Annotated in this window: 25 protein-coding genes and 1 tRNA gene; 15 read left to right on the top strand and 11 right to left on the bottom strand. The window is 58.3% G+C overall.

Annotated features, from left to right (window positions below):
- Positions 1-62 precede the first annotated feature (62 nt).
- Together clpS and clpA are read left to right on the top strand one after the other, a co-directional pair.
- The gene (gene clpS / locus MME58_RS16310; RefSeq protein WP_004884680.1) at positions 63-425 is read left to right on the top strand and encodes an ATP-dependent Clp protease adapter ClpS; all 363 of its coding nucleotides are present in this window, start codon (positions 63-65) and stop codon (positions 423-425) included.
- A gap of 30 nt (positions 426-455) precedes the next feature.
- Positions 456-2,729 (top strand): ATP-dependent Clp protease ATP-binding subunit ClpA, encoded by a 2,274-nt coding sequence (gene clpA, locus MME58_RS16305; RefSeq protein WP_003371759.1) that lies wholly within the window; start codon positions 456-458, stop codon positions 2,727-2,729.
- Positions 2,730-2,847: 118 nt separating this feature from the next.
- On the opposite strand, the gene infA is transcribed toward clpA, so the two are convergent.
- The 3 genes from infA to aat all read right to left on the bottom strand — a co-directional run bounded on the left by infA (position 2,848) and on the right by aat (position 4,613).
- A complete protein-coding gene (infA, locus tag MME58_RS16300; RefSeq protein WP_002553999.1) occupies positions 2,848-3,066 on the bottom strand; it encodes a translation initiation factor IF-1 in 219 nt (72 codons plus the stop codon).
- 101 nt (positions 3,067-3,167) lie between these two features.
- Positions 3,168-3,875: an arginyltransferase gene (locus MME58_RS16295; RefSeq protein ID WP_055005192.1), complete on the bottom strand. Its 708-nt coding sequence runs from the start codon at positions 3,873-3,875 to the stop codon at positions 3,168-3,170.
- 48 nt (positions 3,876-3,923) lie between these two features.
- The gene (aat, locus tag MME58_RS16290) at positions 3,924-4,613 is read right to left on the bottom strand and encodes a leucyl/phenylalanyl-tRNA--protein transferase (RefSeq protein WP_054986956.1); all 690 of its coding nucleotides are present in this window, start codon (positions 4,611-4,613) and stop codon (positions 3,924-3,926) included.
- Positions 4,614-5,083: 470 nt separating this feature from the next.
- Between aat and ftsK the strand changes: the two genes are divergently transcribed.
- The 6 genes from ftsK to cysG all read left to right on the top strand — a co-directional run bounded on the left by ftsK (position 5,084) and on the right by cysG (position 12,596).
- Positions 5,084-7,489: a DNA translocase FtsK gene (ftsK, locus tag MME58_RS16285; protein ID WP_054986957.1), complete on the top strand. Its 2,406-nt coding sequence runs from the start codon at positions 5,084-5,086 to the stop codon at positions 7,487-7,489.
- Between the two features lie 76 nt (positions 7,490-7,565).
- Positions 7,566-8,189, top strand: coding sequence for an outer membrane lipoprotein periplasmic chaperone LolA (lolA, locus tag MME58_RS16280; RefSeq protein ID WP_054986958.1), 624 nt, complete (start codon positions 7,566-7,568; stop codon positions 8,187-8,189).
- 18 nt (positions 8,190-8,207) lie between these two features.
- Positions 8,208-9,530 (top strand): replication-associated recombination protein A, encoded by a 1,323-nt coding sequence (locus tag MME58_RS16275; protein ID WP_054986959.1) that lies wholly within the window; start codon positions 8,208-8,210, stop codon positions 9,528-9,530.
- Positions 9,530-9,904: a fluoride efflux transporter CrcB gene (gene crcB, locus MME58_RS16270; RefSeq protein ID WP_055006661.1), complete on the top strand. Its 375-nt coding sequence runs from the start codon at positions 9,530-9,532 to the stop codon at positions 9,902-9,904. Before MME58_RS16275 ends, crcB begins: the two co-directional genes overlap by 1 nt.
- 16 nt (positions 9,905-9,920) lie before the next feature.
- The gene (gene serS, locus MME58_RS16265; RefSeq protein ID WP_054986960.1) at positions 9,921-11,201 is read left to right on the top strand and encodes a serine--tRNA ligase; all 1,281 of its coding nucleotides are present in this window, start codon (positions 9,921-9,923) and stop codon (positions 11,199-11,201) included.
- Positions 11,202-12,596 carry a siroheme synthase CysG gene (cysG, locus tag MME58_RS16260; protein WP_055006662.1) on the top strand — a complete coding sequence of 465 codons (1,395 nt, stop codon included), beginning with the start codon at positions 11,202-11,204 and terminating at the stop codon, positions 12,594-12,596.
- A gap of 49 nt (positions 12,597-12,645) precedes the next feature.
- On the opposite strand, the gene MME58_RS16255 is transcribed toward cysG, so the two are convergent.
- The 6 genes from MME58_RS16255 to tusD all read right to left on the bottom strand — a co-directional run bounded on the left by MME58_RS16255 (position 12,646) and on the right by tusD (position 16,138).
- Positions 12,646-13,644, bottom strand: coding sequence for a glutathione S-transferase family protein (locus MME58_RS16255; RefSeq protein WP_055006663.1), 999 nt, complete (start codon positions 13,642-13,644; stop codon positions 12,646-12,648).
- A gap of 108 nt (positions 13,645-13,752) precedes the next feature.
- Positions 13,753-14,754: a glycosyl transferase family protein gene (locus MME58_RS16250; RefSeq protein WP_054987557.1), complete on the bottom strand. Its 1,002-nt coding sequence runs from the start codon at positions 14,752-14,754 to the stop codon at positions 13,753-13,755.
- Positions 14,751-15,086 carry a TusE/DsrC/DsvC family sulfur relay protein gene (locus MME58_RS16245; RefSeq protein ID WP_054987558.1) on the bottom strand — a complete coding sequence of 112 codons (336 nt, stop codon included), beginning with the start codon at positions 15,084-15,086 and terminating at the stop codon, positions 14,751-14,753. Before MME58_RS16245 ends, MME58_RS16250 begins: the two co-directional genes overlap by 4 nt.
- Complete coding sequence (tusB, locus tag MME58_RS16240; protein ID WP_054987559.1) at positions 15,083-15,382, bottom strand: sulfurtransferase complex subunit TusB; 300 nt, start codon at positions 15,380-15,382, stop codon at positions 15,083-15,085. The genes MME58_RS16245 and tusB overlap by 4 nt, the downstream gene beginning before the upstream one ends.
- A complete protein-coding gene (gene tusC / locus MME58_RS16235; RefSeq protein ID WP_054987560.1) occupies positions 15,382-15,744 on the bottom strand; it encodes a sulfurtransferase complex subunit TusC in 363 nt (120 codons plus the stop codon). Before tusC ends, tusB begins: the two co-directional genes overlap by 1 nt.
- Before the next feature lies 1 nt (position 15,745).
- A complete protein-coding gene (tusD, locus tag MME58_RS16230) occupies positions 15,746-16,138 on the bottom strand; it encodes a sulfurtransferase complex subunit TusD (RefSeq protein ID WP_054987578.1) in 393 nt (130 codons plus the stop codon).
- 234 nt (positions 16,139-16,372) lie between these two features.
- Between tusD and tcuC the strand changes: the two genes are divergently transcribed.
- Positions 16,373-17,674, top strand: a complete 1,302-nt coding sequence (gene tcuC / locus MME58_RS16225) for an MFS transporter (RefSeq protein ID WP_055006664.1) — start codon at positions 16,373-16,375, stop codon at positions 17,672-17,674.
- A gap of 15 nt (positions 17,675-17,689) precedes the next feature.
- Positions 17,690-18,469 (top strand): substrate-binding domain-containing protein, encoded by a 780-nt coding sequence (locus MME58_RS16220; RefSeq protein WP_055006665.1) that lies wholly within the window; start codon positions 17,690-17,692, stop codon positions 18,467-18,469.
- Here MME58_RS16220 and MME58_RS16215 read toward each other — a convergent pair.
- Together MME58_RS16215 and MME58_RS16210 are read right to left on the bottom strand one after the other, a co-directional pair.
- Complete coding sequence (locus MME58_RS16215) at positions 18,455-19,363, bottom strand: LysR family transcriptional regulator (RefSeq protein ID WP_054987562.1); 909 nt, start codon at positions 19,361-19,363, stop codon at positions 18,455-18,457. The two genes, MME58_RS16220 and MME58_RS16215, sit on opposite strands and share 15 nt — an antisense overlap.
- 145 nt (positions 19,364-19,508) lie before the next feature.
- Positions 19,509-19,596, bottom strand: a tRNA-Ser gene (locus MME58_RS16210).
- 121 nt (positions 19,597-19,717) lie between these two features.
- On the opposite strand from MME58_RS16210, the gene MME58_RS16205 reads away from it, so the two are divergent.
- From MME58_RS16205 to MME58_RS16185, 5 genes are all read left to right on the top strand, one after another.
- Entirely contained in the window at positions 19,718-20,389 is a 672-nt protein-coding gene (locus tag MME58_RS16205; protein ID WP_007249162.1) for a Bax inhibitor-1/YccA family protein, read from the top strand.
- A 444-nt stretch (positions 20,390-20,833) separates the two neighbouring features.
- On the top strand, positions 20,834-22,264 hold the full coding sequence (locus MME58_RS16200; protein ID WP_055006666.1) for a serralysin family metalloprotease: 1,431 nt from the start codon (positions 20,834-20,836) through the stop codon (positions 22,262-22,264).
- Between the two features lie 58 nt (positions 22,265-22,322).
- Positions 22,323-22,706: a protease inhibitor Inh/omp19 family protein gene (locus tag MME58_RS16195; protein WP_158506074.1), complete on the top strand. Its 384-nt coding sequence runs from the start codon at positions 22,323-22,325 to the stop codon at positions 22,704-22,706.
- A 91-nt stretch (positions 22,707-22,797) separates the two neighbouring features.
- Positions 22,798-24,597, top strand: coding sequence for a type I secretion system permease/ATPase (locus tag MME58_RS16190; protein WP_055006667.1), 1,800 nt, complete (start codon positions 22,798-22,800; stop codon positions 24,595-24,597).
- Positions 24,594-25,931: an HlyD family type I secretion periplasmic adaptor subunit gene (locus MME58_RS16185; protein ID WP_055006668.1), complete on the top strand. Its 1,338-nt coding sequence runs from the start codon at positions 24,594-24,596 to the stop codon at positions 25,929-25,931. Before MME58_RS16190 ends, MME58_RS16185 begins: the two co-directional genes overlap by 4 nt.

Here is a 25,931-nt window from a genome sequence, read left to right as displayed (position 1 = left end):
TTTGAAAACCGTCCAGACTGCGACTGACTGTTCAATCCGCCCCCAAACGAACATTTCTTTCCATGCATGCATTCAGCAAGATTCGACTAACATTCAATCAGGATGGTCCGCAGTCGCATGAGGACGACTCGGCGGGTATCGCGGTGCAGGACGCCAAACCGACCCTGCAGGCCCCACCGATGTACAAGGTGGTTTTATTCAACGATGACTACACCCCGATGGATTTCGTCGTAGAAGTACTCGAGGTGTTCTTTAATCTGAATCGTGAGCTGGCCACCAAAGTCATGCTGGCCGTCCATACAGAGGGACGGGCAGTCTGCGGATTGTTTACCCGTGACATCGCCGAGACCAAGGCGATGCAGGTCAATCAATACGCCAGGGAGAGCCAGCATCCGCTACTCTGTGAGATCGAGAAGGACGGTTAAACGCCGACCACTTGGGTATGAGGTGAAGCTATGTTAAACCGTGAGCTCGAAGTCACCCTCAATCTTGCCTTCAAGGAGGCACGTTCGAAGCGTCATGAGTTCATGACGGTCGAGCACCTTCTGCTGGCTCTATTGGATAACGAGGCTGCAGCCACTGTCCTGCGTGCCTGCGGCGCAAACCTCGATAAACTCAAGCATGATCTGCAGGAGTTCATCGACTCCACCACCCCGCTGATCCCTGTACATGACGAGGATCGCGAGACACAACCGACGCTCGGGTTCCAGCGCGTGCTGCAACGGGCAGTCTTCCACGTGCAGAGCTCCGGCAAGCGCGAAGTGACCGGTGCCAACGTACTGGTTGCAATTTTCAGTGAGCAGGAAAGCCAGGCCGTATTTCTGCTCAAGCAGCAGAGCGTGGCCCGGATTGATGTCGTCAACTATATCGCCCATGGTATCTCCAAGGTTCCTGGGCATGGCGAACACTCTTCTGAAGGTGAACAGGATATGCAGGACGACGAGGGCGGTGAAGCATCTTCCTCAGGCAATCCTCTGGATGCCTATGCCAGCAATCTGAACGAGTTGGCGCGCCAGGGGCGCATCGATCCGCTGGTCGGTCGCGAAAGCGAAGTCGAGCGTGTGGCTCAGATTCTCGCTCGTCGTCGCAAGAACAATCCGTTGCTGGTCGGTGAAGCGGGGGTCGGCAAGACGGCTATCGCCGAAGGTCTGGCCAAGCGCATCGTGGATAACCAAGTCCCTGATCTGCTTGCCAACAGTGTTGTCTACTCGCTTGACCTGGGTGCCTTGCTGGCCGGGACCAAATACCGTGGCGATTTCGAGAAGCGTTTCAAGGCGCTGCTCAATGAGTTGCGCAAGCGTCCTCAGGCGATCCTGTTTATCGATGAGATCCACACAATCATCGGCGCTGGCGCAGCTTCCGGCGGGGTGATGGATGCGTCCAACCTGCTCAAGCCATTGCTGTCGTCTGGCGAGATCCGCTGCATTGGCTCTACGACCTTTCAGGAATTTCGCGGAATTTTCGAAAAAGACCGCGCACTGGCGCGTCGCTTCCAGAAAGTCGATGTGTCCGAGCCTTCGGTCGAGGACACCATCGGGATCCTGCGAGGCCTGAAAAGCCGTTTCGAGCAGCATCACAGTATCGAATACAGTGACGAGGCCCTGCGCGCCGCCGCCGAGCTCGCATCGCGTTATATCAACGACCGGCATATGCCGGACAAGGCTATCGATGTAATCGATGAAGCGGGGGCCTATCAGCGTCTGCAGCCTGTCGAGCAACGCGTCAAGCGTATCGACGTGCCTCAGGTCGAAGACATCGTTGCCAAGATTGCGCGTATTCCGCCAAAACACGTCAATAGCTCCGACAAGGAACTGCTGCGTAACCTGGAGCGCGATCTGAAGCTCACCGTGTTTGGTCAGGATGCGGCCATCGACTCGTTGTCCACGGCGATCAAGCTTTCGCGTGCAGGCCTCAAGTCGCCTGACAAGCCGGTAGGTTCATTCCTGTTCGCGGGTCCCACCGGTGTCGGCAAGACCGAGGCGGCTCGCCAGCTGGCCAAGGCGCTGGGCGTCGAGCTGATTCGTTTCGATATGTCCGAATACATGGAGCGGCATACCGTTTCCCGTCTGATCGGCGCACCTCCGGGCTACGTCGGTTTCGACCAGGGCGGTTTGTTGACTGAAGCGATCACTCGCCAGCCACATTGTGTGTTGCTGCTCGATGAAATCGAAAAGGCCCACCCGGAAGTCTTCAACCTGCTTCTGCAGGTAATGGATCACGGTACGCTGACCGATAACAACGGGCGCAAGGCTGATTTCCGCAATGTGATCGTGATCATGACCACCAACGCCGGGGCTGAGTCCGCTGCACGGGCTTCGATCGGATTCACGCATCAGGACCACTCGTCTGACGCGATGGAAGTGATCAAGAAGAGCTTCACGCCAGAGTTTCGCAACCGTCTGGACACCATCATTCAGTTTGGTCGCCTCAGTCACGAAGTCATCAAGAGCGTGGTCGACAAGTTCCTTACCGAGCTTCAGGCCCAGCTGGAAGACAAGCGTGTATTGCTCGAAGTGTCCGAGGCGGCGAGAAGCTGGCTGGCGCAGGGCGGTTATGACGCGGCAATGGGTGCCAGGCCGATGGCTCGCCTGATTCAGGACAAGATCAAGCGGCCACTTGCCGAAGAGATTCTGTTCGGCGAATTGTCAGAGCATGGCGGCGTGGTTCACATCGACATCAAGGATGGCGAGATCACCTTCGATTTCGAAACCACGGCAGAAATGGCCTAACGTCCGGAGCTTATCCCCGCATGGGTGGTAGATGCGGGGACAGGCCCGGGAAGCCAGCGGTATGCAACAGGCAAACAAAAACGCCCGGCTTATGCCGGGCGTTTTCGTCAATGCCTGTTTAACGAGCGCGGTAGGTGATGCGCCCTTTGCTCAGGTCATAGGGCGTCAGTTCTACACGCACTTTGTCACCGGTCAGAATACGGATGTAATTCTTGCGCATCTTGCCGGAGATATGCGCGGTTACGACGTGCCCGTTTTCCAACTCCACGCGAAACATGGTGTTGGGCAGGGTGTCGACGACAGTGCCTTCCATTTCGAAGCTGTCTTCTTTCGACATGCAGTAAAGCCCTCGGTATACAAATGAGTGGCCCGGTGCAAGTGGCGCCAGGCAAAAGCGGCGTGCATTGTGCCCGAAAAAACCAGTTTAAGCCAAGGGGTTCAATACAGAGTGACCCATCTTTGATTGGTCAGTAGCTCAATGGGTCGATATTGGGTCTTGTAATTCATCTTTTTGCAGTTCTTGATCCAGTAACCCAGGTACACCGCCTGCAGTTGGAGCCTGGCGGCTTCGGCGATCTGCCACAAAATCGCGTAGCGGCCCAGGCTGCGGCGTTCTTCATCGGGTTCATAGAACGTGTAGACCGCAGAAAGGCCATTGGGTAGCAGGTCGGTGACGGCCACGGCCAACAGGCGCTGATCGACACGAAACTCGTAAAACCGCGAAAAAGGCAGGTCACGAACCAGAAATTTCGAAAACTGCTCTCGGCTGGGTGGAAACATGTCGCCATCAGCGTGTCGTTGTTCTATGTAGCGCTGATAAAGATCGAAATACTCCTCGGTGAAAGCCGGTCTGGCGCTGTGTACCTGGATATCGGTATTCCGTTTCAAGATGCGTTTTTGCTGCCTGTCGGGTACGAAAAGGTTCACGGGAATGCGCGCGGGTACGCAAGCGCTGCAGTTTTGGCAGTGGGGGCGGTAAAGGTGGTCGCCGCTACGGCGAAAGCCCATGTCCGACAGATCGGCGTAGACCTGTACATCCATTGGCTGGCTGGGGTCCAGGAACAGGGTGGTCGCCTGCTCTTCGGGCAAGTAACTGCAGGTGTGCGGTTGAGTGGCATAAAACTTCAGCCTCGCCAGCTCTGTCATGGTTTTCGCCTAATCGTAAATCCCTGACCATGAGTGTATGCCAGCCTGTCAAACTCGCCTAGATGACCAGTCGGCATCGGTCGGCTGATCCAGATGGCGGCGCAGATAATCGGCAAAAGCCTGTCGAGAAATGGAGCGCGCGCCGAAGCTGCTGAGGTGTTGGGTCGGCATCTGGCAATCGATCAGCACAAAGCCCCATTCGGTCAGGTAATTTACCAGTGTGGCGAATCCGACTTTGGATGCGTTGTCCGCACGACTGAACATCGATTCTCCGAAGAATAGCCGTCCCATCGCCAGACCATACAGTCCGCCGACCAGCTCATCCTGATCCCATACCTCGACACTGTGCGCGTGGCCGCGCCGGTGCAGCTCAAGGTAGGCATCCTGCATCGAACCGGTAATCCAGGTTTCATTGGCGTAGCTGCGAGGCGCGGCGCAGGCCTTGATCACGCTGGCGAAATCCTCGTCGAAGGTCACGCGATAGCGAGACTGACGCAGCATTTTGCCGAGGCTGCGCGAAACATGCAGCTCTTCGGGAAAGAGCACCGTACGTGGATCGGGAGACCACCAGAGAATCGGCTGACCTTCCTGAAACCATGGAAAGCAGCCGTGCCGGTAGGCGTTTATCAGGCGATCCGCCGACAGGTCTCCGCCCGCGGCAAGTAAGCCGTTGGGCTCACGAAGAGCTTTTTCCAGTGGCGGGAAATCTAGGCTGTTGCGGTTCAACCAGGTCAGCATGGCATCACAACTTTGCGGAAGGGGAGGGCGCACCTGCCTGAGAGTGCAACTCTGTGCAGCAGGCGTGGTCACAAGCGGTTGTCATTATGGCGCGTACCTGGCACGTGCGGTAGGGCACGGATGCAGGAGTGAGGAGCTAGCCGTTATGAGGTTGTGGGCGTTGATAGAAACACATCATAAGCCTTTGTCACAAAACGGAATGCGTGCTCAAATTGAACATCGTCAGCGAACATGAAAGCCTGTGTCGGGCTGCAGAACTGTCTGAAGTCGGTCTGACGCGTTTTCGTGCAGACCCAAGTGCCTGTAAAGCCGTACAATGCCTGCTTTGGGCGTTATCATTCAAGCGTCTGCCGAACGGGCTTTGCGGTGTCTGCCACCCCCTGTCCATACGGGAGCAGTCAGCGCCGTCCGACAGCCGTTTCTGGTCAATCAACGAGATGTTCGCGCTACAGCGCAGGAAATAAAGCGTTTTGAAGAAATCCACCCCAGCACCCAGCGCTGTTCCGCTTTGGCGGCAGCAATTGCACTACCGGCTCAAGGAAGGGGCCCTGATCGCCTTTGGCGCCCTGTGCCTGTACCTGATGATGGCATTGTTGACCTACGATCAGAGCGATCCCGGCTGGAGCCACACCAGCAGCAACGCCGCGCAAGTGCAGAACGCGGCAGGCCGTGCCGGTGCATTCTGCGCCGATATCCTGTTCATGATTCTGGGTTATTTTGCCTATATCTTCCCGTTGTTGCTGGCGATCAAGGCCTGGCAGGTCTTTCGTCATCGTCATGAACCGTGGCAATGGAGCGGCTGGCTTTTCTCCTGGCGTCTGATCGGTCTTGTGTTCCTGATACTGGCAGGTGCAGCGCTGGCGCATATTCATTTTCATTTTTCGGCCGGCTTCCCGGGTTCGGCGGGCGGTGTGCTTGGCGAAGTGCTGGGTGATCTGGCCAAAAAGGCCCTGAATATCCAGGGCAGCACGTTGCTGTTCATAGCCTTGTTTCTGTTCGGCCTGACCGTGTTTACCGATCTGTCGTGGTTCAAGGTGATGGACGTCACCGGCAAGATCACTCTGGATCTGTTCGAACTGTTTCAGGGGGCGGCGAACCGCTGGTGGACCGCCCGTGCCGAGCGCAAGCAGATGGTTGCGCAACTGCGCGAAGTCGACATGCGCGTCAATGATGTGGTCGCGCCCGTTGCTCCCGACCGTCGCGAACAGGCCAAGGCCAGAGAGCGTCTGATGGAGCGTGAAGCGTCGCTCGGCAAGCACATGGCCGAGCGCGAAAAACACGTGCCGGCCGTAATCGCACCAGCCCCGTCAAAGCCGGCGGAGCCGAGCAAGCGTGTCCTGAAAGAAAAACAGGCCCCGCTGTTCGTCGACAGCGCAGTGGAGGGCACCTTGCCGCCGATCTCCATTCTCGACCCGGCAGAAAAGAAGCAGCTCAATTACTCGCCTGAGTCCTTGGCGGCGGTCGGTCATCTGCTGGAAATCAAGCTCAAGGAGTTTGGTGTCGAGGTCTCGGTAGACTCGATTCATCCCGGTCCCGTCATTACCCGCTACGAGATTCAGCCGGCGGCTGGCGTCAAGGTCAGTCGCATTGCCAACCTCGCCAAGGACCTTGCGCGTTCACTTGCGGTCACCAGCGTGCGCGTGGTCGAGGTCATCCCGGGCAAGACCACGGTCGGTATCGAGATCCCCAACGAAGACCGCCAGATCGTGCGCTTCTCCGAAGTGCTGTCGACCCCCGAGTACGATAACGCCAAGTCGCCTGTCACGTTGGCGCTGGGGCATGACATCGGTGGCAAGCCGGTGATTACCGATCTGGCCAAGATGCCGCACTTGCTGGTGGCCGGTACGACCGGTTCGGGTAAATCGGTGGGTGTGAACGCCATGATCCTGTCGATCCTGTTCAAGTCCGGCCCGGAAGACGCCAAGCTGATCATGATCGACCCGAAAATGCTTGAGCTGTCCATCTATGAAGGCATTCCGCACTTGCTGTGTCCGGTTGTAACCGACATGAAGGACGCTGCCAACGCCTTGCGCTGGAGCGTTGCCGAGATGGAGCGCCGTTACAAACTGATGGCGAAGATGGGCGTGCGTAACCTGTCCGGCTTCAACCAGAAGGTCAAGGAAGCCCAGGATGCCGGTGAGCCGCTGGCCGATCCGCTGTACAAGCGTGAAAGCATCCACGACGAAGCGCCGCTGCTGAGCAAGCTGCCAACCATCGTGGTGGTGGTGGACGAATTCGCCGACATGATGATGATCGTCGGCAAGAAGGTCGAAGAGCTGATCGCCCGTATCGCCCAGAAGGCTCGTGCTGCCGGGATCCACCTGATCCTCGCGACCCAGCGTCCTTCGGTGGATGTGATTACCGGTCTGATCAAGGCCAACATCCCCACGCGCATGGCGTTTCAGGTGTCGAGCAAGATCGATTCCCGGACCATCATCGATCAGGGCGGTGCCGAACAACTGCTGGGTCATGGTGACATGCTGTACATGCCGCCGGGCACCAGCCTGCCGATTCGCGTGCACGGCGCGTTCGTTTCCGACGAAGAGGTGCATCGTGTAGTCGAAGCCTGGAAACTGCGCGGCTCTCCTGATTACAACGACGACATTCTCGCCGGTGTGGAAGAGCCCGGTAGCGGTTTTGATGGCGGTGGCGGTGAAGGCAGTGAAGACAGCGAAAGCGACGCGCTTTACGATGAGGCCGTCAAGTTCGTACTCGAAAGCCGTCGTGCATCGATCTCTGCGGTGCAGCGCAAACTGAAGATCGGCTACAACCGCGCAGCGCGCATGATCGAAGCGATGGAAATGGCTGGCGTCGTAACCTCCATGAATACCAACGGATCGCGTGAGGTCCTGGCTCCAGGGCCGGTGCGCGACTGATTTTTATCACCCCGAACTGTGGCGGCAGCGTGCAAGGTACGCTGTCGCATCATCATCGACTTCAAAGAGGAATCCCATGCGTCTTATCCGCATGCTGTTGGCCACCGCACTGACCTTCTCCGTGATGTCCGCCCATGCCGACAGCAAGGACGTGGCACGTCTGACCCAGTTGCTAGAGAAATCCCAGACTCTGACCGCACGCTTCTCGCAACTGACACTGGACGGTGGCGGTACCCAACTGCAGGAGACTACAGGCGAAATGGCCTTGCAGCGTCCAGGCCTGTTCAACTGGCACACTGATGCGCCTCAGGAGCAGTTGATGGTCTCCGACGGCAAGAAAGTGTCGTTGTGGGACCCTGATCTTGAGCAGGTCACGATCAAAAAGCTCGATCAGCGCCTGACCCAGACCCCGGCCTTGCTGCTGTCCGGTGATGTGTCGAAAATCAGCGAGAGCTTCGATATCACCGCGAAGGAAGCAGGCGGCGTGATCGACTTCGTGCTCAAACCCAAGACCAGGGACACGCTGTTCGACAGCCTGCGTCTGTCGTTTCGCAACGGCATCATCAATGACATGCAACTAATCGACAGCGTGGGTCAGCGCACCAATATTCTGTTCACCGGCGTCAAGGCCAACGAGCCGATTGCGGCCAGCAAGTTTCAGTTCCAGATTCCCAAGGGCGCTGATGTCATTCAAGAGTAAGAGGGCCAATTCCTGATCATGGATCTGTTCAGCCGCGAACCGATAGCTCAGCCTCTGGCTGCACGTTTGCGTGCTACCAATCTGGACGAGTACGTCGGTCAGGAGCACGTGCTAGCGCACGGTAAGCCACTGCGTGAGGCGCTGGAGCAAGGCGCGCTGCACTCGATGATTTTCTGGGGGCCGCCGGGTGTGGGGAAAACCACGCTGGCAAGGCTCCTCGCCAAGGTGTCGGATGCGCATTTCGAGACTGTTTCCGCCGTGCTGGCGGGGGTCAAGGAAATCCGTCAGGCAGTGGAAGTCGCCAAACAGCAGGCCGGGCAATATGGCAAACGCACGATTCTGTTCGTCGACGAAGTGCACCGTTTCAACAAGTCGCAACAGGATGCGTTCCTGCCTTACGTCGAAGATGGCACGCTGATTTTTATCGGCGCTACTACCGAAAACCCTTCGTTCGAACTCAATAATGCCTTGTTGTCCCGGGCCCGCGTCTATGTGCTGAAAAGCCTGGACGAAGCGGCGCTGCGCAAGCTGGTCAATCGTGCTCTTACCGAAGAGCGCGGGTTAGGCAGGCGGCAGCTGACCCTGAGCGACGAGGGCTTTACGATTCTCATGGCCGCTGCCGATGGGGATGGCCGGCGCATGCTCAATCTGCTGGAGAATGCTTCCGATCTGGCCGAAGATGGCAGCGAGATCGATGTCGAGCTTCTGCAGAGCCTGCTTGGCGACAGTCGACGCCGCTTCGACAAGGGCGGCGAGGCTTTTTACGACCAGATATCGGCTTTGCACAAATCAATTCGCGGGTCTGACCCGGATGCAGCGCTGTACTGGTTTGCGCGCATGATCGACGGTGGCTGCGACCCGCTGTATCTGGCGCGGCGCGTAGTGCGTATGGCCAGCGAAGATATCGGCAACGCCGATCCTCGTGCGCTGCCATTGTGCATGTCAGCCTGGGACGTGCAGGAGCGTCTTGGTAGTCCTGAGGGCGAACTGGCGGTGGCACAGGCCATCGTTTATCTGGCCTGTGCCCCGAAAAGCAACGCGGTCTACATGGCGTTCAAGGCGGCGATGCGTGAAGCCGGTGAGCATGGTTCGCTTGAGGTTCCGCTGCACTTGCGCAATGCGCCCACCAAGTTGATGAAACAGCTCGGTTACGGTGAAGAGTACCGCTACGCCCATGATGAGCCCGAAGCTTATGCGGCTGGCGAAGACTACTTTCCGGACGAGCTGGAACCGCGGCAGTATTATCAGCCTGTGCCGCGCGGTCTGGAGCTCAAGATCGGCGAGAAGCTCAGGCACCTGGGTGCATTGGACGACGCCAGCCCTCGTAAGCGGAGAAAGTGATGATTCAGACCATTCTTGCGGTGTCGATCGCCGGGATCGCTGGTACATTATTGCGCTTTGCGGCGGGGACCTGGGTAAGCGCCAACTGGCCACGCCATTTTTATGCGGCGACACTCGCGGTGAACATCGTCGGATGCCTGATCATCGGAGTGCTATACGGGTTGTTTCTGCTGCGCCCTGAAATGCCCATCGAAATTCGTGCCGGCTTGATTGTCGGCTTTGTAGGCGGTCTGACGACCTTTTCATCCTTTTCACTGGATACGCTGCGCTTGCTGGAAAGCGGGCAAGTACCGCTGGCCCTCGGTTATGCCGGTATCAGCGTATTCGGCGGGCTGCTCGCAACCTGGGTTGGCCTGTCCCTGACCAGACTTTGATAGACGAGAGAACGATATGCTCGATTCCAAACTGTTACGTACTCAACTTCAGGACGTAGCGGATCGCCTGGCTTCCCGTGGTTTTACACTGGATGTGGCGCGCATCGAAGCGCTGGAAGCTCAGCGCAAAGTGGTGCAGACCCGCACCGAACAACTGCAGGCTGAGCGCAATGCACGTTCCAAATCCATTGGACAGGCCAAACAGCGCGGCGAAGACATTGCGCCGTTGATGGCTGATGTCGAGCGTATGGGCAACGAGTTGAGCGAAGGCAAGGTCGAGCTGGACGGCATTCAGGCCGAACTGGATGCACTGGCGTTGCGCATTCCGAACCTGCCTCACGAATCCGTTCCGGTGGGTGCCGATGAAGAAGGCAACGTTGAAGTGCGTCGCTGGGGTACGCCGACTGCCTTCGATTTCGAGGTCAAGGATCACGTTGCGCTGGGCGAGAAATTCGGCTGGCTTGATTTCGAGACCGCTGCCAAGCTGTCCGGTGCGCGTTTTGCGCTGTTGCGTGGCCCCATCGCGCGCCTGCATCGTGCGCTGGCACAATTCATGATCAATCTGCACATCAACGAGCACGGTTACGAAGAGGCCTACACGCCTTATCTGGTGCAGGCACCCGCGTTGCAGGGTACGGGCCAGTTGCCCAAGTTCGAAGAAGACCTGTTCAGGATTTCCCGCGAGGGCGAAGCCGATCTGTACCTGATCCCGACCGCTGAAGTGTCGCTGACCAATATCGTGTCGGGTGAAATTCTCGATGCGAAACAGCTGCCCCTCAAGTTCGTTGCCCACACTCCTTGCTTCCGCAGCGAAGCGGGCGCGTCCGGCCGTGATACGCGCGGCATGATTCGCCAGCACCAGTTCGACAAGGTAGAGATGGTTCAGATCGTCGCGCCCGAGGACTCCATGGCCGCGCTTGAATCGCTGACCGGCAACGCCGAGCGCGTTTTGCAATTGCTGGAACTGCCATACCGTACGCTGGCGCTGTGCACCGGCGACATGGGGTTCAGCGCCGTAAAGACCTACGACCTGGAAGTGTGGATTCCGAGCCAGGACAAGTACCGCGAAATCTCTTCGTGCTCCAACTGCGGCGATTTTCAGGCGCGTCGCATGCAGGCTCGCTGGCGCAACCCGGAAACCGGCAAGCCGGAGCTGGTCCACACCCTTAACGGGTCGGGGCTGGCGGTGGGGCGCACACTGGTTGCGGTGCTGGAAAACTACCAGCAGGCGGATGGGTCGATTCGCGTGCCCGAGGTGCTCAAGCCTTACATGGGCGGCCTTGAGGTCATCGGTTAAATGGAATTTCTGCCGCTGTTCCATAACCTGCGTGGCAGCCGGGTGCTGGTGGTCGGCGGTGGTGAAATTGCCCTGCGCAAATCACGCCTGATTGCCGATGCCGGCGCAGTGTTGTGCGTGGTTGCACCGGAAATAGAAACTCAGTTGCGTGAGCTGGTCGTACACAGCGGCGGAGAGTTGATTCTGCGCGGCTACAATGAAAGCGATCTTGACGGTTGCGTGCTGATTATCGCTGCAACGGATGACGAGCCGCTCAATGCTCAGGTTTCCCATGACGCCCGGTTGCGTTGCGTTCCGGTCAATGTGGTGGACGCCCCGGCGTTGTGTACGGTTATCTTCCCGGCCATCGTCGACCGCTCGCCACTGGTGATTGCCGTGTCCAGTGGCGGGGATGCGCCAGTGCTGGCACGTTTGATCCGCGCCAAGCTCGAGACCTGGATTCCCTCCACCTACGGGCAGCTCGCCGGGCTGGCCGCGCGTTTTCGCAATCAGGTCAAGGGTCTGTTTCCGAATGTGCAGCAACGCCGGGCATTCTGGGAGGATGTTTTTCAGGGTGCCATTGCCGACCGCCAACTGGCCGGGCAGGGGGCCGAGGCCGAGCGTCTGCTGATCGCCAAGATCGCTGGCGAGCCGCCGCCGGAGACCGGTGAGGTGTATCTGGTCGGTGCCGGCCCGGGTGATCCGGATCTACTGACCTTCCGTGCCTTGCGTCTGATGCAGCAAGCGGATGTGGTGCTGTATGACCGCCTTGTCGCGCCGACGATTCTTGACCTGTGCCGTCGTGATGCCGAGCGTGTTTACGTTGGCAAGCGCCGTGCCGAGCACGCGGTTCCGCAGGAGCAGATCAACCAGCAACTGGTTGCACTGGCCAGGCAAGGCAAGCGGGTGGTGCGCCTCAAAGGCGGCGATCCGTTTATCTTCGGCCGTGGTGGCGAGGAAATCGAAGAGCTGGCGGCGCACGGTATTCCGTTTCAAGTGGTCCCTGGCATTACCGCCGCCAGCGGTTGTGCAGCGTATGCGGGTATACCGCTGACGCATCGTGATCATGCGCAATCCGTGCGTTTTATCACCGGTCACTTGAAAGATGGCACCACAGACTTGCCGTGGTCCGATCTGGTAGCACCCGCCCAGACGCTGGTGTTCTACATGGGGCTGATCGGTTTGCCGGTCATCTGTGAAGAGTTGATCAGGCATGGCCGCTCTGCTGATACGCCGGCCGCGCTGGTCCAGCAGGGCACCACGGTCAATCAGCGTGTGTTCACGGGCACCCTGGCCAATCTGCCGCAACTGGTCGCCGAGCATGAGGTGCATGCGCCGACGCTGGTGATCATTGGCGAAGTGGTCAAATTGCGTGAGAAGCTGGCGTGGTTCGAAGGAGCTCAGGCGACTGTCTGAAGCCTGTGACGGATAGCCCGCTTAGGCCATCCGTCCTTCTTTCAATCCATCAATGGCTCCAGACACCCTCACCGGACAGCCGCTCACGGTCGTGGTCCGCCTGCAGATCAAGCGCTGGCCCCTTCGCTATGATGCCAGTCGGGTTGATGGTGCGATGGCTTGCGTAGTAATGACCCTTGATGTGCTCGAAGTTCACGGTTTCTGCGATGCCTGGCCATTGGTACAGCTCGCGTAGCCAGTTGCTGAGGTTCGGGTAGTCGGCGATGCGCCGCAGGTTGCATTTGAAGTGGCTGTAATACACCGCATCGAAGCGCACGATAGTAGTGAACAGACGTATGTCGGCTTCGGTCAGATATTTGCCCGTCAGGTAGCGCTTTTCGCCCAGCAGGTTTTCCAGCAGGTCCAGTTCGGCGAACACATCATTGAACGCTTCTTCATACGCCCCCTGCGAGGTGGCGAATCCGGCCCTGTACACACCGTTGTTGACGTTCGGGTAGATCTGCTCGTTTAGCTCGTCAATGCTTGCTTGCAGCGCTTGCGGATAAAAATCCAGCGTGTTCCCGTTCAGCTCGTCGAATGCGGAATTGAACATGCGGATGATGTCCGCAGACTCGTTACTGACAATACATTGCTGCTGTTTGTCCCACAGCACCGGAACGGTGACACGGCCAGTGTATTGGGGATCATCGGCCGTGTAGCGCTGGTGGAAGAACTGGAAGTCATCCAGCGCATCGCCACTGGAGCCTTTCTGCTGATCGAACGTCCAGCCATTTTCCAGCATCAGCCAACTGACCACCGAAACATCGATCAGGCCTTCCAGCCCTTTGAGCTTGCGCATAATGAGGGTGCGATGCGCCCACGGGCATGCCAGGGAGACATACAGGTGGTAGCGACCCGCCTGAGCAGCAAAGCCGCCTTTACCGGACGGTCCCGGTTGCCCATCGACCGTTACCCAGTTGCGTCGCTGGGCCTGCTCGCGCTGAAAGGAACCGTCTTTGCTGCTTTCGTACCACTGGTCTTGCCAGTGTCCTTCGACCAGAAGGCCCATGTCTGACTCCAATATCCAGGTTATAGGGTTTGGAGGTCAGTCCGGGCGCATCGGTTCGACCGAAAAAGCGCAAGAATGTGGTTGCTGGTCATCGCCACAGCCGATAGATCAGACGCTTTTGTCGCGGCGATCCCAGAACGCTCGGGCTTGCTCAAAAGCCTCCTCGCGAGCGACACCCAGACCGCGCAGGGCAAGCGCCATCGTCGATATCAATGCCAGTTGCGGGTAACTGTCTTCGATTTCTCCACGCCACAAGGCCAGTAATTGCTGCGGGTCGAGCGTTGCTGGTTTTACATGACGGCGCGGCGAAAGCGCTGGCCATTCCTCGTCCCAGGGCTGGCCGCCAGTGGTGCCGTACAAATGGCTGATGGTGTCGGGGTTGATCTCGATTTCGCCGCCATCACCCTTGACCACAATGGCAGTGTCGCCCAGCAGGCTGCTGGCATCGCGATGCACGCTCTGGTAGCCCGGATGAAAGATGCTTTGCAGGCCGCAGCGGGCCTGCAACGGGTTGAGGATGCGTGCCAGTGAATGAATGGGCGAGCGCAGGCCCAGCGTATTGCGCAGATCGATCATGCGTTGCAGCTGCGGGGCCCAGTCGGCCAGCGGAATAAACGCCAGATTGTCTTGCTCGAGCGAGCTGGCCACGGCTGACCAGTTGCGGCACAGAGGAATCTTCAGCAGGCCGAGCAGTTGTTCGGTGTACAGGCGTCCTGCCGTATGAGCGCCGCCGCCATGCAGAAGGACCTTCACGCCGTTTTGCGCAAGACACCTGGCCGCCAGCAAGTACCACGGCAGGTGACGCTTTTTGCCAGCATAGGTTGGCCAGTCGATATCGACCTGCATGGCGGGAGCGCTCAGGCGTTCGCGCACCGCTTCGGTAAATCCCGCCAGTTCCTCCGGGCTTTCTTCCTTGTGGCGCAAAAGCATCAGAAAAGCCCCGAGCTGAGTGTCCTCGACTTTTTCATCGAGCAACATGCCCATGGCTTCTCGCGCTTCTTCGCGGGTCAGGTTGCGCGCACCGCGTTTGCCTTTGCCCAGAATGCGCACAAACGTCGCAAAGGGATGCTCTTCAGGTGTTTCGGTAACAAGCTCAGCGTAATCGTTCATATGCAATTGGTCGGCTTTGGCAGGCCCGCCAGTCTGGCGGCGAGTTTGGCGGGAGTACCGTTGAACAGGCGGTTGAGGTGCAGGCTGTTGCCCTTTTCCGTGCCCAGTTTCAGCGCGGTGTATTTGATCAGTGGCCGCGTGGCTGGCGAGAGCTGGAATTCGGCGTAGAACTCCCTCAGCAACTGAAGGATTTCAATGTGCTCGGCACCCAGGGCGATACCTTCCTCGGCGGACAGGGCGCGAGCGACGTCCAGCGACCAGTCTTCCAGGTCTTTCAGAAAGCCATCCTTGTCCAGTTCGATGCTGCGCCCGTCAATCGTCAATTGTTTCATAGCCAGGTATTGACCTTGTCGAAGCGCAACGACAGTGCCACGAAGGCAGGGTAGTCGATGCCGTTTGCTCCAGCAGGGAGCGGCAGATTGCGCGCCTTGATGTCCTCGTCAAGCACAAACAGCTGCGATGAGCCGAACAGGTGCTGTACGGCCAGGAACGGTGCGCTGGACGGCATCAGCGCATAGGTGGCGTCGCCGCAGAGCAAAACGCCGTCATCATTGCCCAGCAAGCGCAGGCAACTGTCCAGTCGGGTGTCGGCAAACGGTGAGTGAGAGAGAACGTGCAAGGTAGCCATCAGATCGTAATGACCTCGTCGTAACGGTCAAAAAGTGCCGACAAACCGGCGTGGGTGGACAGCGGGCTGATTTCTTCACTCAAAGCGTCGAGTGGGATGCCGCGCTCGGCCAGGCTATGTCCGCAGGCATAGAGCTCTTCAACGCCAAACATCGACAACGCCTTCAGGTTCGCGGTCAGGTCTTTCTGTTGCAGGGCACCTGGAAACTGCTGTGGCGACAACTGGAAAACGCCGTCATCCAGAAACAGCAGGCCGATCGACAGATCGAATGCACCGCCCGCCAGGACGATGTCAAGTGCTTCACGGGCTCCGGGGCCGGACCACGGCGACTGGCGGCTGACAACCAACAGTGATCTGGACATCTCACGGCCCTCCGAAACAGACCAAACGGTCGGCCGATTGCACGGCATCGTGCAGCTGACCCAGCCCGGACAACTCCCAAGGCTGGTGCAGGTTGGCCGCTGGCCGTTGATAGCGCTCGGCCTCTTGCGTGTCGAGCACGCCACGTCGCAGTGCTGCAGCAATGCACACCACACCGTCCAGGCCGTGCTCGGCGATGAAGTCACGCCACTGCAACGCCACGTCCTGTTCATCCTGAGGCGTCACGATATTGGCCGACGCGCTGTGTACGCCGTCCTGATAGAAGAACAGTCGGACGATTTCATGTCCGCCGGCCAGCGCCGCTCTGGCAAACAGCAAGGCACGCCGCGAGGAGGGGGCATGGGCGGCTGAAAAAAGGGAGATGGCGAATTTCATGATCGGCTCTGCCAACAAAACATGCGCAATGATAAAGAATTCATGGGCCGGCGTGTGAGTTTGGCGCGGGTTGACCTGCAAGTGCCGGGGCAGGGCGCAACCGTCTGAGTTTCCATTGATGTCCATAGAGCATCAATCGATGAAAACATAGCACTTATCGTTTCAAAGTGTGTCCGGCAGACTCTTCCCTCATAAGCGCTTACAACACTCTAATAAGATCGCTGGAGAACACTGATGCACGGCTCATCCCCATTACGAAAAGAATCCTCCCGGTCGAAGGCAGGCGCGGTATTTCGGGTCACCTCCGGTAATTTCCTCGAGCAATTCGATTTCTTCCTGTTCGGCTTTTATGCCACCCAGATCGCCTCCGCCTTTTTCCCGGCCAGCAGTGAGTTTGCTTCGCTGATGATGACCTTTGCGGTCTTCGGAGCGGGCTTCCTGATGCGCCCGCTGGGTGCCGTGATTCTGGGCGCTTACATCGATGACGTGGGCCGGCGCAAAGGCTTGATCGTGACGCTGTCGATCATGGCCAGTGGCACGTTGCTGATTGTCCTGGTGCCCGGCTACGCGAGCATCGGCTTGTGGGCACCAGCTTTGGTATTGGTCGGTCGCTTGCTGCAAGGCTTTTCCGCAGGCGCGGAATTGGGTGGCGTGTCGGTATATCTGGCAGAGATGGCGACGCCTGGTCGCAAGGGGTTCTACACCAGTTGGCAGTCAGGCAGTCAGCAGGTGGCAATCGTTGTCGCTGCCGCGCTGGGTTATGCCTTGAACCAATGGATGTCGCCTACGGCCGTTGCCGACTGGGGCTGGAGGATTCCGTTCGCCATCGGCTGCCTGATCATCCCGTTCATTTTCCTGTTACGCCGCAGCCTGCAGGAAACCGAGGAATTCGCCACTCGCGCTCAGCGTCCGACCATGCGACAAGTGTTTGCCACGCTGCTGCAAAACTGGCGTGTGGTCATTGCTGGAGTGCTGATGGTTGCGATGACTACCACGACGTTCTATCTGATCACTATCTATGCACCGACCTTCGGCAAGACGGTGCTTAGCCTGAATACTGCTGATGCTCTTCTGGTCACCTTGCTGGTCGGTGTCTCCAATTTTCTCTGGTTGCCTGTCGGTGGCATGTTGAGCGACCGTTTCGGACGCAAGCCGCTGCTGGTAGCGATGACACTGCTGACCATTATCAGCGCTTATCCGGCGTTGTCCTTTCTCGCCCAGGCACCAAGCTTTGCTCACATGCTGGAAGTGCTGTTGTGGTTCTCGTTTCTCTACGGCTTGTATAACGGCGCGATGATTCCGGCGCTGACTGAAATCATGCCGGCAGAGGTGCGGGTGGCCGGGTTCTCTCTGGCCTACAGCCTGGCGACCGCGGTTTTCGGCGGTTTTACCCCGGCGATTTCGACCTGGCTGATCCATCTGACCGGTGACAAGGCCGCGCCTGCTTACTGGATGACGTTCGCTGCAGCCTGCGCGCTGGGCGCGACGCTGGTGCTCTATCGGCACCTTTCGGTTCGCCCGCAACTGGCTGTGTAATCAAGGAAAACAACGATGAAAACTTTGCATAAATATCCATTGGCGTTACTTTTTCTGGGCTGCATGGCCATCAGCGCTGCTGCTCAGGCTGAAGAGCTCAAGGTCATGACATCGGGTGGCTTCACCGCTGCTTACAAATTGCTCGGGCCACACTATGCGGCGTCCAGCGGGGACACGCTGGACACTATTCTAGGGCCGTCGATGGGCAAGGCACCCGAGGCTATTCCGAATCGTCTGGCCCGTGGCGAGCATGCCGATGTAGTGATCATGGTCGGCTATGCGCTGGATGATCTGATCAGGCAAGGCAAGGTAGACCCTGCATCACGTGTCGAGCTGGCGGATTCGCGAATCGGGATGGTGGTGAAGGAGGGTGCGGCCAAGCCTGCAATAGGCACCGACAGTGAACTCAAGTCCACCTTGCTCAAGGCAAAATCGGTCGCGTACTCCGACAGCGCCAGTGGCGTGTACATCGAAAAAGAGCTTTTCAAAAAGCTTGGTATCGAGAAGGAACTCACGCCCAAAGGCAAGATGATCGAGCGTATCCCGGTTGCATCCGTCGTTGCCAAGGGCGACTACGAAGTGGGCTTTCAGCAGGTTGCCGAGCTGCTGCCGATTCCCGGCGTGACGTTTGTGGCGAAGATCCCGGAAGATATTCAGTCGGTTACCCGGTATGCCGCTGGCATCCCGCTCAATGCCGGGCACCCGAAAGAAGCGAAAGCCTTGCTGGATTACCTCGCCTCCCCGGAAGCCCAGGACACGGTGCAGTCCACGGGGCTGGATTCAGTTCCCCGCTGAGCGTGATGGCATTTTCCTGACCAGCTGTTCCAGCTCGAGGGCTGCCGGTGTCAAGGTCCTGCCACGACGCTTGATCAGCCCTACGTTGCGAATCACCTCGGGCGCAACCAATGGCACGCTCACCAGAAACGGGTGAGCGGTCATCGGCATGGCGATCGACGGTACTGCCGCCACGCCAAGCCCGGCTTCCACCAGGCCGATCATGGTGGTGACATGGCGTGTCTCGCAGATGCTCTCGTTATGCGGGCGCGAAGGTGCCAGCGCCTGATCCAGCACCAGGCGGTTGCCGGATGTGATGTCCAGCGCGATGTAGTCGTGGCGGTACATCTCTTCCCAACTGACGCTGTCGCACGTTGCAAGCGGATGATCCCGCCTGCAGGCCATCACATAGCGTTCCTGCAAAAGCAGCTCGAAATCCACTTCCGGTGCCAGATTGCCGCTGAAACTCACCCCGAAATCTGCTTCGCCCAAGGCAACTGCGCTGTTGACTTCATTGGCGCTGGCGTCCATGACCCGGATTCTGATTTTCGGAAACAGCCGGTGGAAGGCGCTGATGACCTGGGGCATGAAGTAATAGGCGGCTGAAGGCACGCAGGCAATCGTTACGCTGCCCATTCGCGTGGAGCCGACACCGTCGATGGTCATCAATGCGCTGTCCAGATCATCAAGAATCCGCTCGACCTGGGGCAGAAATGCACGGCCGACCGTGGTCAGGCTGACCCTGCGGGTCGTACGCTCGAACAGCTTCACGTTCAGCGCAGACTCGAGCTTTTCTATGCGGCGACTAAGTGCAGGCTGAGTGATCTGTACGGCGTCTGCTGCCTTGCGGAAGCTGCCGTTCTCGACCACTGCACGAAATGCCTGGAGGTCGTTGAGGTCGAAATTGATGGGCATTGCATGAGCCAGAGAGATTGATACGGAACGGGCATCAATATATCAGGTTGCGGGAATAGGCTTGCAAGAGGAGGGAGGAGGCTGCATTTCACGAAAGGCAGAAACGACAAAGCCCTGAATAATCAGGGCTTTGCGCTGCCAAATATGGCGGAGGCATAGAGATTCGAACTCTAGGACCTGTTACAGTCGGCAGTTTTCAAGACTGCTGCCTTAAACCACTCGGCCATACCTCCACTTCGTTGCGGGCGCCATAATACCGGAATGAAACAAGCTGTCAAACTCTGTGACTAGCCAGTTGCAGCGCCTCTGTTATGATCTTTGCAACTCAACATTTCAACAGCAAGGAGTTTCGCCATGCGCGAACAGGATTACAGCCTTAAAACCGGCATGCAGGCCGACCAGCTAGAGGTTAGTCGTGTCCTGCGCAACACTTACGGTCTTCTCGCCCTGACGCTGGCTTTCAGCGGTGTCATGGCATTCGTCGCCCAGCAGATGCGCGTCGGCTACCCGAACATTTTCGTGGTGCTGATCGGCTTCTATGGCCTGTTCTTCCTGACCAACAAATTGCGTGATTCGGTCTGGGGTCTGGTTTCTACTTTTGCCCTGACAGGTTTCATGGGGTTTTTGCTTGGCCCGATCCTTAATCGCTATCTGGGCATGGCCGGTGGTGCCGAGGTCGTCAGTTCTGCCTTCGCGATGACTGCACTGGTCTTCGGCGGTCTGTCCGCGTATGTACTGATTACCCGCAAGGACATGAGCTTCCTGGGTGGTTTCATCACCGCAGGTTTCTTCGTGCTACTGGGTGCGGTGCTGGCGAGCATGTTCTTCCAGATCAGCGGCCTGCAACTGGCGATCAGCGCCGGTTTCGTGCTGTTCTCTTCGGTCTGCATCCTGTTCCAGACCAGCGCGATCATTCAGGGCGGTGAGCGCAACTACATCATGGCGACGGTCAGCCTGTATGTCTCCATTTACAATCTGTTCGTCAGCCTGCTGCAGATTTTCGGCATCATGAGCCGCGACGATTGATGATGACCGGCCTGAATCTTCAGGCCGTTCCGCTCCACACAAAAGCCCCGACCTGTCGGGGCTTTTGCATTTCTACGGCTTGGGAACCATCAGGACGTTCGTGTCAGCCGGGTTGGCTGAAATCGGTCCGTCAGGTGAAGTTCGAATCATAAGAAGTCTGACCGATCAGTCATCTTTATCAAGAATGCTCTCGTCGATTCAGGTAGTTATCGGCTTTCGTTCATCACGAAAAATAATATCGGGCGATTCCCCAAGGCCAGTAGGCACTTTCCAGTTTTGGGCCACTTGACATCATCGAACGGCGCTGGACACAAGATTTCATGATGTGTCAGTTTTGTTACGCAACATGATTTTGCGCTTCACAAAGCGAGTGACTGGACTCTCTCGCTACAGGGGAGAGTCCTGTCGTACCTAACCTGTTCAATCAGCAAACAAGGAAGTGTCATGACGAAAGTCAAAGAAAATGCTGCAATTCAACTTTCTGCGGCTACCAGTACCGCATACGATCAGATCAATACCTTCGCTCACCAGTATGACCGTGGCGGCAACCTCACGATCAATGGCAAGCCTTCGTATTCGGTCGACCAGGCCGCCGATTACATCCTTCGCGATGACGCCGCGTGGACTGATCGCGATGGCAACGGCACCATCAACCTCACTTATACCTTCCTGACTGCCAAGCCTGCCGGGTTCGACAATTCGCTGGGTACTTTCAGTGCGTTCAACGCGCAGCAGAAAGCGCAGGCCGTATTGTCGATGCAGTCCTGGGCGGACGTTGCCAAGGTCAGCTTCACTCAGGCGGCCTCTGGCGGCGACGGGCACATGACCTTCGGTAATTACAGCAACGGCAGTGATGGCGGAGCGGCGTTTGCCTTCCTGCCCAGCGGCAACAGCCGTACTGACGGTCAGTCCTGGTACCTTGTCGATAACAGCTACAAGGTCAATACCACGCCGGACAATGGCAATTATGGTCGCCAGACCTTGACCCATGAAATCGGCCATACACTGGGCCTGTCCCACCCTGGCGACTATAACGCCGGGGAAGGCAACCCGACCTACAAGGATGCCAGCTACGCAGAAGACACGCGTGGTTACAGCGTCATGAGTTATTGGAGTGAGTCCAATACCGACCAGAACTTCGTCAAGGGCGGCGCTGCGGCGTATTCCTCGGCGCCGTTGCTGGACGATATTGCGGCGGTTCAGCAGCTCTACGGTGCGAATATGAGCTCCCGTGCAGGTGATACGGTCTACGGTTTCAACTCCACCGCCGGGCGCGATTTCTACAGCGCCACGTCTGCCTCTTCCAAGGTGGTGTTTTCGGTATGGGACGGCGGGGGCAAGGATACTCTCGACTTCTCGGGCTTCACCCAGAACCAAAAGATCAACCTCAATGCGGCCTCGTTCTCGGACGTCGGTGGCATGGTGGGTAACGTATCAATTGCCAAAGGCGTGGTGGTCGAGAATGCGCTGGGCGGTTCGGGCAACGACCTGTTGATCGGCAATGCCGCTGCCAACGACCTCAAAGGTGGTGCCGGCAACGACATCATCTACGGCGGTGGTGGTGCCGACAGCCTGACCGGTGGTGCAGGTGCGGACATTTTCGTATTTGGTGCCAGTTCCGATTCCAATCGTGCTGCCCAGGACACGATTCGCGATTTCGTCAGCGGTCAGGACAAAATCGATGTATCGGCCATATCCACACTGAGCGCGCTGCAGTTTGTCAATGCGTTCAGCGGCCATGCCGGGGAGGCGATTCTGAACTACAACCAGAGCAGCAATCTGGGCAGCCTGGCGATCGACTTCACCGGTAAGGGCGTAGGTGATTTCCTGGTTGGCACTATTGGTCAGGCAGTCGCTGCTGACATCATTGTTTAATCGGTAAGACTCATAGGCGGGTCAATTGGTCCGCCTGTGATCTGGAACGTTCGTCCCTATGAAGCCAAATCGTTTTTTTCAATACTCGCTCGCTGCTTTTGCGCTGCTGACGAGTATTTCCGGAGTCAGCATGGCCATGAGTCTGAAACTGCCCAGCCCCGCTGAACTCAGCGGCAAGTGGCAGCTGTTTGTCCAGGCGCAGGCTGATCAAGCCTGTGAACTGCAGCTCAATACCGATATGCCGCAATTGGGCGGTGATTCCGCCTGCGCCGCAAAATGGTTGCACGAAGCGCCTGTCGGCTGGTTCCCTACGCCCGATGGTCTGGCTTTGACGGGCAAAGAGGGCAATCGACTGATCCACTTCAATCACATGGGGGAGCAGCATTATCAGGCGCGTCTGCCGGACGGCAAGGTGCTGATGCTGGAGCGCGTGGACCAATAGGCGGTGCCTGGCTGCTGCCCGATAATCCTGGTCCGCAGCGAATACCCCACGGATGTCACCCGACCGCATGCGCGGTTTTCAAGGAAGAACCATGAGTACGTCGCCCCAAGGCAACCCTCCGCCGCTGTACAAGGCGTTGGCGGATTACAAGAGCGCGCTGATCGGCGTCGGTTGCTTCACTGCCCTGATCAATCTGTTGATGCTTGCGCCGTCGATTTACATGTTGCAGGTCTATGACCGGGTATTGACGTCGCAGAACCAGACCACGCTGGCCATGTTGACCCTGATGGTAGTCGGGTTTTTCGCATTCATCGGCTTGCTGGAGATGATTCGCAGCTTTGTGGTGATCCGCATTGGCAGTGAGCTGGAGCGACGTTTCAACCTGCGGGTGTATCAGGCGGCGTTCGAGAGCAATCTGCACGCCGGACAGCGTCAGGCTGGGCAGGCGTTGGGCGATCTGACGTTCATCCGCCAGTTTTTGACAGGCCCGGCCTTGTTTGCGTTTTTTGACGCCCCCTGGTTCCCGATCTATCTGGCGGTGATATTCCTCTTCGACCCTTGGCTTGGCCTGCTGGCCAGCGTCGGCGCTGTGTTGTTGGTGGCGCTGGCCTGCCTGAACGAATGGCTGACCCGCAAACCGCTGGCCGAAGCCGGTGGTTATTCGCAGCAGTCTTCACAATTGGCTTCCCGCCACCTGCAGCAAGCCGAGGCCATTCAGGCCATGGGCATGCTCGAAGCGCTTCGTCGTCGCTGGTTCGATGTGCATGGGCGCTTTCTGGCTTTGCAGAACCGCGCCAGCGACACGGGGGCGGTGATCAGTTCGATCAGCAAGGCCCTGCGACTGTGTCTGCAATCATTGGTTCTGGGTCTGGGCGCACTGTTGGTGATTCGCGGCGAAATGACTGCGGGCATGATGATTGCCGGCTCGATTCTGATGGGCAGGGTGCTGAGCCCCATCGATCAGTTGATTGCGGTATGGAAGCAATGGAGTTCTGCGCGTCTGGCTTACGGCCGTCTCGATGAACTGCTCAAAACCTATGCGGAGCCCGAGCCACGCATGGCGTTGCCGACGCCACGAGGACAGGTCAGCGTGGAACAAATCAGTGCTGCGCCTCCTGGCAGAACCTTGCCGACAGTTCAACAGGTCAGCTTTCAATTGCAGGCCGGGGAAGTGCTCGGTGTGCTCGGTGCCTCCGGTTCTGGAAAGTCCACGCTTGCTCGTGTGCTGGTCGGCGTCTGGCCGTTGCTGGGTGGGGCGGTACGCCTTGACGGTGCCGATATGCATCGCTGGGATCGCAAAGCGCTAGGGCCGTACATCGGTTATCTGCCGCAGGACATTGAGCTGTTCGGCGGCAGCGTTGCGCAAAACATTGCGCGCTTTCGTGAGGGCGATGTCGAGGCGAATACTGTGGTAGCGGCTGCGCAACTGGCGGGAGTCCATGAGCTGATACTGCGTCTGCCGCAGGGCTACGACACTGTTCTGAGTGACGACGGCAGCGGATTGTCCGGTGGCCAGAAACAGCGGATAGCACTTGCCCGTGCCTTGTATGGCGAGCCGAAGCTGGTGGTCCTCGATGAGCCCAACTCCAACCTCGACACAGCAGGCGAAGCTGCGCTGACCGAGGCAATCGGTCAGCTCAAGGCTCGCGGGTGCACGGTCGTACTGGTTACCCACCGGACTCCGTCACTGACCCAGACCGATCGCCTGCTGGTGCTGAGCGAGGGACGCATGCAGGCGTTTGGACCTACCGCACAGGTGCTGCAAGCCCTTTCGGGTCAGGCCCCGCCTGCACAGCCCGCAGCATCGCCACACACGCAGCTTCGTTCGGCACCTGCCGGGCTTTCCATGAGCCGTCAGTACGGCACGCAAAACAGGCAGTCCGACGTATGAGTACTTCCCTCGACAAGCATTACGCCGTGCCGGGCAGAGAGCGCGGCGTGCAGTTCTTCGTCCGCGCTGGCTGGATTCTCATGCTGGCCGGAGCGGGCAGCTTCTTTCTATGGGCCAGCCTGGCCCCGCTGGACCAGGGCATTGCGGTACAGGGCACGGTCGTGGTCTCGGGCAAGCGCAAGGCCGTGCAGTCGCTGGATGGCGGCGTGGTGAGCAAAATTCTCGTCAGTGAAGGCCAGTTGATAAAGGAGGGTGAGCCACTGTTTCGTCTTGATCAGACTCAGGTCGAGGCCGATGTGCAATCGCTGCGTGCCCAGTATCGAATGGCCTGGGCCAGCCTGGCACGCTGGCAGAGTGAGCGTGACAATCTGGATGAGGTGCGCTTTCCGGCAGAACTGATTGCGGCCGGGCAGGGGCAAGATCCCGGCCCACGGCTGGCGCTGGTGCTTGAAGGGCAGCGCCAGTTGTTCAGCAGCCGACGCCAGGCTCTGGCGCGTGAGCAGTCCGGCTTGCAAGCGAGCATCGAGGGTGCCGGACTGCAGCTGGCCGGCATGCGCCGCGCTCGTTCGGACTTACTCGCCCAAGCCGACTCGTTGCGTCAACAACTGAGTAATCTGCAGCCTCTGGCGCAGAACGGTTTCATTCCGGGCAATCGCCTGCTGGAGTTTCAACGCCAGCTTTCTCAGGTGCAGCAGAGCCTGGCGCAGAACGCAGGCGAAACCGGACGGATAGAGCAGGGTATCGTCGAATCGCGGTTGCGCCTTCAGCAGCAGCGCGAGGAATATCAGAAAGAAGTGCGCAGCCAATGGGCCGATGCTCAAGTCAAGACGCTTACCCTTGAACAGCAGCTGGCCTCGGCCGGTTTCAGCCTGCAACACAGCGCAATCCTTGCGCCTGCCGATGGCATCGCCGTCAATTTGGGTGTGCACACAGAAGGCGCAGTAGTGCGGGCCGGTGAAACCCTGCTTGAAATCGTACCGCAAGGCACGCGGCTGGAAGTCGAGGGACGGCTGCCCGTGCAACTGATCGACAAGGTCGCCAGCTACCTGCCGGTGGACATCCTCTTTACCGCGTTCAATCAGAGCCGCACGCCACGGGTTTCCGGTGAAGTGAGCCTGGTTTCTGCTGATCAGATGCAGGATGAGAAAACCGGTCAGCCGTATTACGTGCTACGCACTTCAGTGGGCGATGCGGCGCTGGAAAAACTTCAGGGTCTGGTCATCAAGCCGGGCATGCCCGCTGAAATGTTTGTGCGCACCGGCGAACGCTCACTGCTCAATTATCTGTTCAAACCTTTGCTGGACCGTGCCGGCTCCGCGTTGACGGAGGAATAG

It is taken from the genome of Pseudomonas syringae pv. tagetis (assembly GCF_022557255.1).
In the GTDB taxonomy this organism is placed as follows: Bacteria; Pseudomonadota; Gammaproteobacteria; order Pseudomonadales; family Pseudomonadaceae; genus Aquipseudomonas; species Aquipseudomonas caricapapayae.
Note: the sequence above shows the minus strand (reverse complement) of the source record. Positions and strands in the feature narration are given on the sequence as shown.

Bases quoted from the DNA above. Each gene is read 5' to 3' on its own strand.
- MME58_RS16205 (WP_007249162.1), top strand. From the start codon at position 19,718: ATGCGCGAACAGGATTACAGCCTTAAAACCGGCATGCAGGCCGACCAG.
- lolA (WP_054986958.1), top strand. From the start codon at position 7,566: ATGCGTCTTATCCGCATGCTGTTGGCCACCGCACTGACCTTCTCCGTG.
- MME58_RS16250 (WP_054987557.1), bottom strand. From the start codon at position 14,754: ATGAACGATTACGCTGAGCTTGTTACCGAAACACCTGAAGAGCATCCC.
- MME58_RS16195 (WP_158506074.1), top strand. From the start codon at position 22,323: ATGAAGCCAAATCGTTTTTTTCAATACTCGCTCGCTGCTTTTGCGCTG.
- infA (WP_002553999.1), bottom strand. From the start codon at position 3,066: ATGTCGAAAGAAGACAGCTTCGAAATGGAAGGCACTGTCGTCGACACC.
- MME58_RS16185 (WP_055006668.1), top strand. From the start codon at position 24,594: ATGAGTACTTCCCTCGACAAGCATTACGCCGTGCCGGGCAGAGAGCGC.
- tusB (WP_054987559.1), bottom strand. From the start codon at position 15,382: ATGGCTACCTTGCACGTTCTCTCTCACTCACCGTTTGCCGACACCCGA.
- serS (WP_054986960.1), top strand. From the start codon at position 9,921: ATGCTCGATTCCAAACTGTTACGTACTCAACTTCAGGACGTAGCGGAT.
- MME58_RS16245 (WP_054987558.1), bottom strand. From the start codon at position 15,086: ATGAAACAATTGACGATTGACGGGCGCAGCATCGAACTGGACAAGGAT.
- MME58_RS16295 (WP_055005192.1), bottom strand. From the start codon at position 3,875: ATGACAGAGCTGGCGAGGCTGAAGTTTTATGCCACTCAACCGCACACC.
- tusD (WP_054987578.1), bottom strand. From the start codon at position 16,138: ATGAAATTCGCCATCTCCCTTTTTTCAGCCGCCCATGCCCCCTCCTCG.
- aat (WP_054986956.1), bottom strand. From the start codon at position 4,613: ATGCTGACCTGGTTGAACCGCAACAGCCTAGATTTCCCGCCACTGGAA.
- clpA (WP_003371759.1), top strand. From the start codon at position 456: ATGTTAAACCGTGAGCTCGAAGTCACCCTCAATCTTGCCTTCAAGGAG.
- MME58_RS16215 (WP_054987562.1), bottom strand. From the start codon at position 19,363: ATGCCCATCAATTTCGACCTCAACGACCTCCAGGCATTTCGTGCAGTG.
- tcuC (WP_055006664.1), top strand. From the start codon at position 16,373: ATGCACGGCTCATCCCCATTACGAAAAGAATCCTCCCGGTCGAAGGCA.
- MME58_RS16275 (WP_054986959.1), top strand. From the start codon at position 8,208: ATGGATCTGTTCAGCCGCGAACCGATAGCTCAGCCTCTGGCTGCACGT.
- MME58_RS16255 (WP_055006663.1), bottom strand. From the start codon at position 13,644: ATGGGCCTTCTGGTCGAAGGACACTGGCAAGACCAGTGGTACGAAAGC.
- MME58_RS16200 (WP_055006666.1), top strand. From the start codon at position 20,834: ATGACGAAAGTCAAAGAAAATGCTGCAATTCAACTTTCTGCGGCTACC.
- MME58_RS16190 (WP_055006667.1), top strand. From the start codon at position 22,798: ATGAGTACGTCGCCCCAAGGCAACCCTCCGCCGCTGTACAAGGCGTTG.
- crcB (WP_055006661.1), top strand. From the start codon at position 9,530: ATGATTCAGACCATTCTTGCGGTGTCGATCGCCGGGATCGCTGGTACA.
- tusC (WP_054987560.1), bottom strand. From the start codon at position 15,744: ATGTCCAGATCACTGTTGGTTGTCAGCCGCCAGTCGCCGTGGTCCGGC.
- cysG (WP_055006662.1), top strand. From the start codon at position 11,202: ATGGAATTTCTGCCGCTGTTCCATAACCTGCGTGGCAGCCGGGTGCTG.
- clpS (WP_004884680.1), top strand. From the start codon at position 63: ATGCATGCATTCAGCAAGATTCGACTAACATTCAATCAGGATGGTCCG.
- MME58_RS16220 (WP_055006665.1), top strand. From the start codon at position 17,690: ATGAAAACTTTGCATAAATATCCATTGGCGTTACTTTTTCTGGGCTGC.